This window comes from Arthrobacter rhizophilus (assembly GCF_026241105.1).
GTDB lineage: Bacteria > Actinomycetota > Actinomycetes > Actinomycetales > Micrococcaceae > Arthrobacter.
This window is the reverse complement of the sequence record NZ_JAPFFT010000003.1, coordinates 189,406-200,367: the sequence shown is the minus strand read 5'-3', so window position 1 is coordinate 200,367 and position 10,962 is coordinate 189,406. Positions and strand designations below refer to the sequence as shown.

The window sequence follows — 10,962 nt, the reverse complement described above, 5'->3', positions numbered from 1 at the left end:
GTTCGCGCACCTTTTGACCTCCTCGGTCAGCTGCGCGTACGTGTAAGAGCGCGTGTCGCCGGGTTCGCCCTCGAAATGGATCGCCACCCGGTCCCCGAGCCCGTTTTCAACGTGCCGGTCCAGGGCGTTGTAGGCCGCGTTGACCTGCCCGCCGACGAACCACTTCGCGAACGGCGGGTCGGACCAGTCCAAGGCCTGGTCGAAGTCCGTCTCCCAGTCCAGGAGTTCCCGGGCCTGCCTGGCCCAGAACGCGGGACGGTCCGCATTCGCTTCCGCGTAGACTTCCGCGCCGACCACGGCGTTGGCGGCGAATTCCGCGGTGGGCGCGAACTTCCGGTTCTCATGGAGAAGGTTTTCGAGGGCATCGCCGTTGACTGCCCCGTCAGATCCGGGTGCAGCGGTGGTCGTCGATCCATTTGCGTCCTGGGACATGTGAACCTCATCATTCATCGATCTCTGCCACGCGGGTCCTGTGGTGGGCTGCCCTGCCCAGACGCGCGTAGCATGCACGGCGTTGGGCTGCGGCGCCTCACGGGATTCCGCAAAGAGCTTTTCCGGAACCCACCTTAGCGTTTTGAGCTGACAACAAGTGTCTGCGGTCACAATCTGGACCGTGAGCGGCGCCTGATTCGCGCCGAACGGCTCCGGCGGCTCTTAGGGTAGCTCCAAAAGCGGAGATTACAGGCCCGCCTCCCAGTCTCCACGCACGTACCAGCTAGTGGACTGTCAGAAGGGTGGCATAGGCTGAAGAGGTCTCGAGACGCGAAGACTTGGCGCCCCTGCCTTGCCCGAAAATACTGGGTGCAGCCTTGGGCGGCAGCGTATCGGGCACCGCCGTACAAAGGAGATTTGCACATGAACCAGACGAGCCAAGGCCCGAAATACGGTGCGCTCGCGCCCGGATCGGGCCCCGAAGCAGCAGCTGGAGCCGGGGCGCCAGAGCCGGGTAGCAAGACCTCCCCGAAGTACCAAGCGATACTGGGACCTTTCACCATCCGGGACGTGACTGTTTTCGGCTCCACTTTGCTGATGTTTGTAGGTTCCCTCCTGCCGATGTTTGGTGGGCGCTACAACCTGTGGAACCTGGACAACCTCTTTTTCCTGGCCCTGGGCATCATCCTTCCCCTTGTGGTGACGGCGTTGTTCGTTGCGCGACGCCTGCAGCCGGGGAACGTCGTGAGAATCGGTTCGCTTTCGATTGACCAGTTCGCTTCCGTTGTGGCGTCGTTTGCCGTGACCATGTTCTTCCTCGCCACGGCAGGGGCGTTTACTGTTTACGCCCTGGCGGGCCTGATCGGCTCGGTGGGCCTTCTCGCTGCGACGGTCCTGGCTCCGCACTTGCCGGTGCTCCGCGAGGACTTCAAGGACCGGGCCGAACAGCCCGCGCACGTTGTGGCCCGGGAAGCAGCCATCCCAACACGCAAGCCCGTCGCGCCGAAGCCGGTGGTGCCCAAGCCCGAAGCCTCGCCTGAAGCTTCCGCCCCCTCCACTCCTGAGCCCTCCACGCCGGCAGTCGTCACGTCGGTGCCCGAAACGCCAGCTTCCGAAGCTTCAGCGCCGTGGGCTCCGGCAGCTGCCGCTCCGACGTCGTTCGGTCCAGCTGACGCAGTACCGTCCAGTCCGGCGGTAACAGAGTCCGCTGACGCCGCACCCGCCGCTGCCCCCGCTGCCGGGGACGCCGCCGTCGTACCCGCCGAGCCCGCCAGGCCCACCGGAACCGCCACCCAGCACATCGGGACAGTCCACACGGCAGGCGTGGGGAACCAGCCCAACCCAGAGCAGCCCAATCTCGAGCAGACCAGGGCGCATCAGATCATCGGAGCCACCGTTGATCCGGCGACGCGAACAGACGAAGAAGGACACAGCTCCGGGTACGAGGCCTTCTGGTTCGCCGTGGCCCATCCCCGGGCCGTCGTCGACGAGCGCACAGGAATGCCCGTCTTCACTATCGAACCGGGAACGTGGGTCCTGGCCCTTGAAGACCGAGGCCGGGAATTCCTGGTGCAGGATACCGATGGCAAAGTGGGCATCCTGCGCGATCTCAGCCACATCGAACGCGGCTAGCCATGCCCGCCGTGGACACCGCCGTCGAAACCCCTCTGGCGTTGAAGCGGCGTGCTCGCAAAATCAATAAGGCTCTCGCCGAGCTTTATCCCTACGCCCATGCGGAGCTTGATTTCCGGAACCCGTTCGAACTGGTCGTGGCCACGGTGCTGTCCGCCCAGACCACCGACGTGCTGGTCAACCAGGTCACCAAGATCCTGTTTTCCCGCTATCCGGATGCCAGGAGCATGGCTGAGGCCGAGCCCGCCGAGCTGGAGGCGATCCTGCAACCCACCGGTTTCTTCCGCGCCAAAGCGCGGAACGTCCTGGCCCTCAGCACGCGTTTGGTGGACGAGTTCGACGGCGAGGTTCCCGGCAGGCTGGAAGATTTGGTGACGCTCCCCGGCGTCGGGCGCAAAACGGCGAACGTCGTGCTCGGCAACGCTTTCGGTGTTCCCGGAATCACGGTGGACACGCATTTTGGCAGGCTGGCGCGCAGGTTTGGGTGGACGACGTCCGAGGACCCAGTGAAGATCGAATTCGACGTCGCCGAACTGTTCGAGCCCAAGGACTGGACCATGCTGTCCCACCGGGTGGTTTTCCACGGACGCAGGGTCTGCCATGCGCGCCGGCCGGCGTGCGGAGCGTGTCCGGTGGCCAATTGGTGTCCCAGCTACGGTGAAGGCGAAACCGATCCAGCCAAAGCCGCCAAGTTGCTCAAATACGAACTGGCGCCGGGCAACGAAGCACTTTTGGCAAGGCTGCTCGCCGAGACCCACCGTGCTGCGGAGATTCGGATGGAATCGCAAAGGAGCCCACGATGACCGCGCTGGAAGACTTGGTCAGCCTCATCACCCAGATTGATTCCGGCCTTCACCCAGGCCCCGATCCGCGGATTGCTGCCGCAACGGTGGATCCCGACAAGGCAAGAAAAGCCGCCATTCTCATGCTGTTCGGCGTCTTGGACGATGTCCCCGCTGAATCCGGGAAACCTGTGGCCCCCGCCGACTTGGATGTGTTGCTCCTGGAACGCGCGCACACCCTGGACGATCATCCGGGCCAGGTGGCGTTCCCCGGCGGCAGCATCGATCCCGGGGATGAATCAGCCGTAGCGGCAGCCCTTAGGGAAGCGGTAGAGGAGACCGGCCTGGACAGCGGAGGCGTGCAGGTGCTGGGCGTCATGCCGGAACTCGGGCTGATCCGCAGCAATTTCGTCGTCACCCCGGTGTTGGCATGGTGGGCGTCGCCCTCGCCCGTTCGCGTTGTGGACTACGCCGAATCGGCGCAAGTGTTTCGAGTTCCCGTGCAGGACCTCCTGGACCCTGACAACCGTTACACCGGGACGCTCACCCGATTCGGCCGGACCTTCTCGAGTCCCGTCTTCAAAGTCAACGGACTAGTGGTCTGGGGTTTCACCGGGATGGTGCTCGGCGGCCTTTTCGATGCCTTGGGGTGGACGGTTCCGTGGGACGCGGAACGGGTTCTCGAAATCGAGATCTAGCCCGCGGGCGTGCCGCCGACAGGCCGGGCGCCCGGCGGCGCCGCGGGTCCCGCTACGCTGCGTGCGGGGTTATTTTTGAGTGATCCACCACGATGCCCGTGGCGGCATTTTCCCGCACGGCGGTGATGCCGGCCGCCACGGCCTTCAGGTGCTTAAACTGCGGAGACTCCGCAACCAGCGTTCCGTTGGCTGTCACCAGCCGGAATCGGTAGCCGTCTTCGCCGTCCTTGAGAATTTCGAATCGTCCAGCCATCGTTGCTGTTCCCCCTTGTTTACTGCTCGGACAGTGAGTGCGTCTTTGCACCGTGGCGCTCCTCACTTCGAACGCCATAAGGCGAGACTATCCAGAAGGAAGGGAGTGCTGAAGTTACTTTGGGGTATATTACTTGCCTGAGTCATGCTAGGTTCGTTTCCGCCTTATGACTCGCTTTCGGCCCCGTTGGGGGCTATCGTTCCGGACTTCAAAAGGTCAGTGCTCGCCTCGGGGCCGGCACCGGATATTCCGCGATGGCCATCCGGAATTCTTCCTCTGCGTTGAGTCGCCGCCGGACTTCCATTGCCTCCAACCTTTGGGTATCGCCCGCGTCTACGCCGGGGGTGTTCGCCAGTTCCCTGATCCAGTCTCCGGCCACGACGGCGTCGTGCTGCTCGCCCAACAACCGCTGCAGACCGATCGCCGGTTGGATCACTCCGGCTGCATGGTGGCTGAAGGCGTCCGCAACCGCCTCCACCGAGTACCGGAGGCACTTGACGTCTTTGCGGGCTTGGTGGAGCGCGGCGTTGCGCACGTCCGCGTCATCGCTGCCCGCTTCCTCCGCGAGGCTGTGCTGCAGCCGCTCCCACTGCACTTGGAGGCGCTCCGCAAGGTCCGCCGTCGGGGACTTGTATTCCCTGGCATCGGGGGCGTCCACTAGCGCCGCCCTGGCAGCCCGCACTGCCCGCCTGCTGCGCTTGCGCCTGCCGAGGGCGGACGCCAGCCGGGCGCTGGACGATTCCAGTTCCTCAACGGCCAGGCGCAAGGACTCGGGAGCGTTCCATGAATCCTTCGTGTCAAGGGAGAGCCGTATCCTCTGGGCCAGGACGTAGGCATCCCGGGACTCGCCGAGCGAGGTTGCCAGCCATCTGACTTCCTCGCGCGCCGGCCGAGGGAGCTTTGGGACCAGGCCGCGATAGCAGCTGAGCACGGAACGGATCCGGCGAAGCGCGAGCCTGGCATTGTGTACGGCTTCCGGATCAGCCGCTCCGATCAACGGCAATTGGCCCTCCAGCTCTGTCAGCTGGAAGGCGATGTATGCGGCCAATAGCGTCCGGCCTTTGCTTCCCACGGGGCAATCGTCCTCCGCTGTTGAGCCGGGGGCAATAGGGGTGCCTACTTCGCCTTGTCGTACGAATCGACGACGGCGATACTCACCGGAAATTCCACCGGAACCCGCCCGAACAGCAGCTCCTTCGCAGCTGCCGCGGCCTCCTCGATGGCGCTGATGCAGGCATCCACGGACTCGATAGGTGCGTGAACCATGACTTCGTCGTGCAGGAAGAACACGAGTTCCCCGGCAGGCAGGCCATTGGCTCGTTCGGTGCGCAGCCGCCGTCGAAGTTCAGCCAGCCAGCACGACGCCCAGTCCGCGGCGGAACCTTGCACCACAAAGTTCCGCGTGAAACGTCCCCGTGACCGGGCGATGCTGTCCGCCCGCCGCTGTTCTTCCGCCGTCGTGGATTGCTGGCTGCGGATCCAGCGGTCCGACGGCGGCGGGCTGCTGCGGCCTAACCTGGAGGTCACGGTTCGGCCGGCTTCGCCGTCGCGGGCTGCCTGCTCGACGTAACCGACTGCTCGCGGATAGGTCCGGGTCAACTGAGGCATGAGCCGCCCTGATTCGCCCGTGGTGGCGCCGTAAATTGCACCCAGCAACGCGATTTTGGCCTTCGCGCGGTCGCCACCGAAGCCTTGAGCGGCGATGCCGGCGTACAGATCCTTGTCCCGGGCAGCCTCGGCCATCTTCGAATCCTGAGCCAGGGCCACCAGGACACGCGGCTCAAGCTGGGAGGCGTCGGCGACGACCAACTTGTAGCCAGGGTCGGCATGCACCGCGCCCCGGATCTGGCGGGGGATCTGCAAAGCGCCGCCTCCCCTGGAAGCCCAGCGGCCGGAAACCACGCCACCCACCACATACTCGGGACGGAACCGGCCTTCGCTCACCCACGCGTCCAGCCAGGACCAGCCATTGGCCGTGAACAAGCGGGAGAGCTTTTTGTATTCCAGAAGGGGCTCGATGGCCGGGTGCTTTGATTCCTTGAGTTCCCATTGGCGGGTCGTCTTCACCTCGATGCCGTTCCGGTGGAGGGCACGCATGAGGTCCTGTGGTGAGTCCGGGTTCAGCCTGGGAGTGTTGAGGATCCCGCGGAGCTCGTTGCACAGTGCCTCGAGCCGGGCTGGCCGGTGGCCGACCACAGGGCGGGGACCCAGGTGGCCTTCCAGGATTTCTTCGTGCAGTGTCTCCTGCCAGGGCACCCCGGCGAACTGCATTTCCGCGGCGATCATGGCGCCGGCGGATTCCGCGGCCAGCAGGAGTTTCAGGCGGTGCTGGCGGCCTTCTTCCGTGGAAGCCTGGCCAAGCGCGTCCTGCTGGGCCGCGAACTCGGCGCGGATGTGGTCGAGGCCGGGCTGCGTGTTGCGAGGGACAAGATCGTCAAAAAGCGCGTCTTGCTCGGCGGGGGCCGGAGGGGGCTGCAGGACGCGCGGAGGAACCGGCATTTCATCGTCCTGCGTGAGCTTTTCCGCATTGCGGGCGTAGTCGGTGTGTGCCGTGAATTCCGAGTGGACCAGGATGGCGCGGCAGAGCGTGAGGTCATGGCACCGTTCCAGCTCCACTCCGGCCTGAAGCATCGCCGGGTACCAATCCTGCGTCCGGTTCCAGATCCAGCGAGGCCTCCGCTTCTCCAGCCCGCGTACGACGCCGGGAAGATCGGCTTTTCTTACGACGCGCGGCTCTGCCAGGGCTGCTCCAGCCGCATTGCATTCCTGAATAGCTGCGCCGTCTGGATGGGCGGCGAGCAGCAGGTACATGATCTCAATTCTGCCCTGCGGTTCGGTGGAACCTTGCACGTTGCGGACAACTGCCGTCCGCAATCCTTCTGAGCGCATTGCTTCGGTGCGCAAGGCTTTTCTTCGTAGCGCTTTGTTCGGGCGGACTCGTCCTCCACAGGGCCTTTTGTGGTTGCTTGTCCACATAGGCCAATACGGTTCTTCAATGCTCCCGGGTAACCGGGGGACAGTGGCTTCATGAGCGGGCAACATCTCCAACAGAGCGACGACAGCGGTGGCAGAGCCGCTGGCAGGGGCGGCGGTGTACCTCGCGCCGAGATGCTTCAACGTCGCGGCCACCGGTCAAGGACATCCCGCACGGGGCCCGGGCCTGATCCTGGCTCGGTGCCGGGGGAGTCATGGCTTCCCGTCGATTCCGCCGAAGTCCTGTTGGTGACTGGCAATACCCGGCTTCAGGCTGAGATGGAAAGGATTGCAGCGGCCGTAGGTGCCAGCCTTCGGACCGCGGTTGATTCGTCCGAGGCCTTGTCGGTGTGGGACTCCGCCCGGATGGTGCTGCTGGGTAGCGATATCCGCGAACTGCCGCCCCGCCGTCGTGCGCCTTCTGTCTTGCTTGGACTCAACGGCGAGGGGGACTCTTTGTGGCAGTTGGGGGCCGCCTTGGGGGCCGAACGCGTCGCCGTGTTGCCGGAAGCCGCCGCATGGCTGGCGGAGCACCTCAGCCGCTCCCATGCCCCTGACCCCGGAGGCCTGGTGCTCGGAGTGACAGGAGGATGCGGCGGTGCAGGCGCCTCCACGGCCGCAGTCTGGCTGGCCCAGGAAGCGGCCATCCATGGGGTGCGGACATTGTTGGTTGATGGTGACCCCCGGGGAGGCGGTCTTGAGCTTTGCCTTGCTGCGGAAGACGCGCCGGGGCTGCGCTGGCCCGATCTTGCCGGCGCCAGTGGCAGCATCGACCCCGGGCAGCTGAGCGACTCACTGCCGGTAGCAGGCGGATTCTCTTTCCTGTCCTGGCCAGGCAGCCGCGACCGCACCTCGGAGGTCGGGTCGGGTGCAGTCGCAGCTGTTCTGGATGCGGGCAGACGGGGTTTTGAACTGGTCATTGTCGATATTGGCCGAGGAACGGAATCGCTTGGCAGCTTCGGCTGGGACTGCGACAAGATCCTACTGGTAGCCCCGGCACAGCTCCGGGCAGCCGTCGCCGGTGCCCGGCTTCTCCAGGAGCTGCCGCCCGTGGAAACGGCGCTCGTGATCCGCGGTAACACCGGTTCTGCCGTGGATGGACCTCTCATTGCCGAGTCGCTTGGCCTTCCCCTCCACGGCGTCCTGCCCGAGCTTCGGGGAACCACCGGGGCCGCGGAGCATGGACGCCTCTTGGAGTTCGGTAAGCGCAAGGCCGTGCGTCGCTTTGCGGTATCCGTCCTTCAACTGCTCGACGGGGGAGCAGCATGAGTACGCCTGGATTCCCAACCGGCGGGCGCCGGCGTCTGCCGCAGCGTTTGGACGCCGCGCTCCTTAAAACCGTTCGGGAAACGGTTATGTCCGACGCCGGCCCCGTCACGCCATCGCGGGTGGCCGCAGCCGTCCATGCCACGGGCCGTCTACTCGGAACCGCCGGTGCGCTCGCCGCCGTCGAATCGATCAGCGCTGAACTGAGTGGGCTGGGGCCTCTCCAACAACTTGCACGGGATGCCTCCGTGACGGACATCTTCGTGAATGGCCCGGACTCCGTCTGGTTCGACCGCGGCAAAGGACTGGAAAGAGCCCAACTGCATTTTGACGGCGAACCTCAAATCCGTGCCCTTGCCTCCCGGCTTGTGGCAGCCGGCGGACGCCGCTTGGATGACGGATCACCCTGCGTCGATGTCCGGCTCGACGGCGGCTACCGGGTGCACGCGGTGCTTCCGCCGATTTCCACGGCCGGTACCTTGTTGTCCGTGCGGATCCGGCGCGAGGAAGTGTTCTCCATGGATGAGCTTTGCGAGGGCGGAATGTTCGGGCCATCCATCCGGCAGGTGTTGGAAGCCATGATTGATCGCCGGCTGAGCTTCCTGATCAGCGGTGCCACCGGGTCCGGAAAGACCACATTGCTGTCCACGATGCTCGGGCTGAGTAGTCCCCATGAGCGGCTTGTGCTGATTGAAGACGCCTCAGAACTAAACCCGGTGCACCCGCACGTCGTGTCCCTTGAGTCCAGGCATGGAAATCTTGAAGGCGGCGGCGTCTTGGACCTCGGCGAGCTCGTCCGGCAGGCGTTGCGGATGCGGCCGGACCGGCTCATCGTGGGCGAATGCCGGGGAGCCGAAGTCCGCGAACTGCTGACGGCACTCAACACCGGCCATACGGGTGGCGGCGGCACGATCCACGCAAACGCAGCCGCCGCCGTTCCCGCCAGGCTCGTCGCCTTGGGCGCCCTTGCAGGACTGAGCAGGGATGCCGTCGGCTTGCAACTTTCAACAGCATTGGATGCCGTGGTCCACGTTGAGCGGACCCCTGCCGGAAGGATGGTTTCGTGCATCGGGCTATTGGCGAACGTCGGAACAGGCCAATCCGTGGTGCCTGCCGTAGAGCTGCGCGAAGGCGCCGCTGTTGCCGGTCCCGCCTGGACGGAGCTTGCAGCCCGCCTTGAACTGGACCCGGGGCTCCTGCCTGCTTCACTCGAGTTGCCGCGGCAGGCTTCGTCCGAATTGCTCAGGCCGGATGGACCGATTGCACGTTCGGATCATCGTCTTGGAGCTGTCACGTGACCGGGATCCTCATATTCGTCCTTGCAGGCGCTGCGTGGGTCACGTTCCAGCCGTCCCGGCGACGTGGCAAACGGGTGGTGCGCGCTCTGGCACCTACTCCCTCGGTCCCGGCTGTAGTGCGCAGGCCGTGGAGACGCACCCGCGTGGACGCGTTGCCGCTCACCGTGCTCGTGCAGCAGTTGGCTGCGCTCCTCCGAGGCGGCCGGTCGCCGTCAAGGCTTTGGGAGGAACTGTGGACGGTTCATGGCTGCAGGGACCAGGGCGATGGTTCGGCCGACGCCGGGGTACCAAAGGCACGCGGGAAGGCTTCGGGATCACCCGGGCTGTCGTCCGGCTCCCTTCGCGTTCTGGCGGCAGCGCGGTCGGCCTCCACGATCGGGGCGTCCGTCGCCGAAGCCATCAGAACGTCGGCGGCGAAGGATCTGACGGCCGGGCTTCCCATAGAACGGCGAATCTGGGGAGAACTTGCCGCGTGCTTGGACGTTGCCGAGGCAAGTGGTTGTCCGTTGGCGGATGTGTTGACGCGGTTTGCCTCCCAGCTTGAAGCGGAAGACGACGCCGGTGATGCCCGGCAGACTGCACTGGCCGGTCCGAAGGCCACCGTCCGTCTCCTGACTTGGTTGCCCGTGTTCGGGCTTGGACTGGGCATGGTGCTGGGGGTGGATCCCTTGGGGATCCTGACGGCCAATGGCATCGGATTGGCGGCGTTCGCGGCGGGGATCGTCTTGACGATAGCGGGCAGGATCTGGTCATCGCGATTGGTGCTGGTGGCGGCGGGCATCGACTGATGGATTCGACTTTCCCTGCCATCGCGGTGTCCGTGGTCTTGATTTCTGCAGTAGTCCTCGGGCTCGCGAATCCGGGAAGATCCCGGCAGCGTACAGTCCTGCGGATGCTTCGCGGCTCGCCTGGGGGCATTGAGCCGCCGAAGCACCTTCATGGGGGCCAGTCCTCCGGCGTGGCCCGGAATTCCCAGAGGCGGCGATCAGATGGGCACGAAGGACTGCGCAACGTGCCAATGATTCTTGAGCTGGTGGCCGCCATGCTCGATTCAGGGGCGGGACTTGGACGGACGCTCGAATTGATCGCTGGATGTGCGAGCCCGCAGCTCAGCCGCTCCCTGGGATCCGTGGTTGCCGCTCTGGACATCGGAACGGACTGGGAGACCGCGTGGCGAAGTTCGGGCCAGCAGTGCGCTGAAGCACGCAGGCTCAAGGACGCCCTCGCCTTCGCCGCCCTGACAGGCGCGCCATCCTCGGCCATTCTTTATGCCCAGGCAGCCCGCCTGCGGCGTGAACAGTTCAGGGCTGCGGAAAAGCGCGCAGCGGCCCTCGGGGTGAAACTCGTCATCCCGCTGGGCTTGTGTTCCTTGCCCGCCTTTATCTGTCTCGGAATCGTCCCGGTTCTGTTGGCCATGCTTCCGTCAGCGGGATAGTCGGGCGCGCGGCCTGAGGCGGCGGCGGCGCTTGAGCCTGGTGCGGCGCGTGGCGCAGCCTCTCGAGTCTTCCTCCCCATGAGGTGCCAGAAGCGCGTTTTTCCACATAGGAAACTTGGGTTCTTTTGAAGACCAGATCCCAACGGGAGAGTCGAAGTATGGCCGGCAGCAAGCCGGTCCCAGCGAAAGGAAT

General features: G+C 65.1%; 11 protein-coding genes. 7 read left to right on the top strand and 4 right to left on the bottom strand.

What is annotated here, in order from left to right:
- The coding region (locus OOZ51_RS05055) for an acetyl-coenzyme A synthetase N-terminal domain-containing protein (RefSeq protein ID WP_323054677.1) at window positions 1-432 on the bottom strand (432 nt) is incomplete at its 3' end.
- A gap of 423 nt (window positions 433-855) precedes the next feature.
- On the opposite strand from OOZ51_RS05055, the gene OOZ51_RS05050 reads away from it, so the two are divergent.
- The 3 genes from OOZ51_RS05050 to OOZ51_RS05040 are packed head-to-tail and all read left to right on the top strand — an operon-like array spanning window position 856 to window position 3,544.
- Window positions 856-2,064: a hypothetical protein gene (locus OOZ51_RS05050; protein ID WP_265978040.1), complete on the top strand. Its 1,209-nt coding sequence runs from the start codon at window positions 856-858 to the stop codon at window positions 2,062-2,064.
- 2 nt (window positions 2,065-2,066) lie between these two features.
- A complete protein-coding gene (nth, locus tag OOZ51_RS05045) occupies window positions 2,067-2,867 on the top strand; it encodes an endonuclease III (protein ID WP_265978039.1) in 801 nt (266 codons plus the stop codon).
- The gene (locus OOZ51_RS05040; protein WP_265978037.1) at window positions 2,864-3,544 is read left to right on the top strand and encodes an NUDIX hydrolase; all 681 of its coding nucleotides are present in this window, start codon (window positions 2,864-2,866) and stop codon (window positions 3,542-3,544) included. The genes nth and OOZ51_RS05040 overlap by 4 nt, the downstream gene beginning before the upstream one ends.
- A gap of 52 nt (window positions 3,545-3,596) precedes the next feature.
- On the opposite strand, the gene OOZ51_RS05035 is transcribed toward OOZ51_RS05040, so the two are convergent.
- The 3 genes from OOZ51_RS05035 to OOZ51_RS05025 form a co-directional block, all read right to left on the bottom strand.
- Window positions 3,597-3,797 (bottom strand): YegP family protein, encoded by a 201-nt coding sequence (locus OOZ51_RS05035; RefSeq protein WP_265978036.1) that lies wholly within the window; start codon window positions 3,795-3,797, stop codon window positions 3,597-3,599.
- 208 nt (window positions 3,798-4,005) lie between these two features.
- Entirely contained in the window at window positions 4,006-4,869 is an 864-nt protein-coding gene (locus tag OOZ51_RS05030; RefSeq protein ID WP_265978035.1) for a CHAD domain-containing protein, read from the bottom strand.
- Between the two features lie 44 nt (window positions 4,870-4,913).
- Window positions 4,914-6,608 (bottom strand): bifunctional 3'-5' exonuclease/DNA polymerase, encoded by a 1,695-nt coding sequence (locus tag OOZ51_RS05025; RefSeq protein ID WP_265978046.1) that lies wholly within the window; start codon window positions 6,606-6,608, stop codon window positions 4,914-4,916.
- Window positions 6,609-7,019: 411 nt separating this feature from the next.
- On the opposite strand from OOZ51_RS05025, the gene ssd reads away from it, so the two are divergent.
- The 4 genes from ssd to OOZ51_RS05005 are packed head-to-tail and all read left to right on the top strand — an operon-like array spanning window position 7,020 to window position 10,769.
- Window positions 7,020-8,039, top strand: a complete 1,020-nt coding sequence (gene ssd, locus OOZ51_RS05020) for a septum site-determining protein Ssd (protein ID WP_265978034.1) — start codon at window positions 7,020-7,022, stop codon at window positions 8,037-8,039.
- A complete protein-coding gene (locus OOZ51_RS05015; protein WP_265978032.1) occupies window positions 8,036-9,334 on the top strand; it encodes a TadA family conjugal transfer-associated ATPase in 1,299 nt (432 codons plus the stop codon). Before ssd ends, OOZ51_RS05015 begins: the two co-directional genes overlap by 4 nt.
- Window positions 9,331-10,122: a type II secretion system F family protein gene (locus tag OOZ51_RS05010; protein ID WP_265978031.1), complete on the top strand. Its 792-nt coding sequence runs from the start codon at window positions 9,331-9,333 to the stop codon at window positions 10,120-10,122. The genes OOZ51_RS05015 and OOZ51_RS05010 overlap by 4 nt, the downstream gene beginning before the upstream one ends.
- A complete protein-coding gene (locus tag OOZ51_RS05005; protein ID WP_265978030.1) occupies window positions 10,122-10,769 on the top strand; it encodes a type II secretion system F family protein in 648 nt (215 codons plus the stop codon). Before OOZ51_RS05010 ends, OOZ51_RS05005 begins: the two co-directional genes overlap by 1 nt.
- The last annotated feature ends 193 nt before the right edge of the window (window positions 10,770-10,962 follow it).

Excerpts from the sequence above, each read along its gene's own strand:
- OOZ51_RS05015 (WP_265978032.1), top strand. The coding sequence starts at position 8,036 with ATGAGTACGCCTGGATTCCCAACCGGCGGGCGCCGGCGTCTGCCGCAG.
- OOZ51_RS05040 (WP_265978037.1), top strand. The coding sequence starts at position 2,864 with ATGACCGCGCTGGAAGACTTGGTCAGCCTCATCACCCAGATTGATTCC.
- OOZ51_RS05050 (WP_265978040.1), top strand. The coding sequence starts at position 856 with ATGAACCAGACGAGCCAAGGCCCGAAATACGGTGCGCTCGCGCCCGGA.
- OOZ51_RS05025 (WP_265978046.1), bottom strand. The coding sequence starts at position 6,608 with ATGTACCTGCTGCTCGCCGCCCATCCAGACGGCGCAGCTATTCAGGAA.
- OOZ51_RS05035 (WP_265978036.1), bottom strand. The coding sequence starts at position 3,797 with ATGGCTGGACGATTCGAAATTCTCAAGGACGGCGAAGACGGCTACCGA.
- OOZ51_RS05005 (WP_265978030.1), top strand. The coding sequence starts at position 10,122 with ATGGATTCGACTTTCCCTGCCATCGCGGTGTCCGTGGTCTTGATTTCT.
- nth (WP_265978039.1), top strand. The coding sequence starts at position 2,067 with ATGCCCGCCGTGGACACCGCCGTCGAAACCCCTCTGGCGTTGAAGCGG.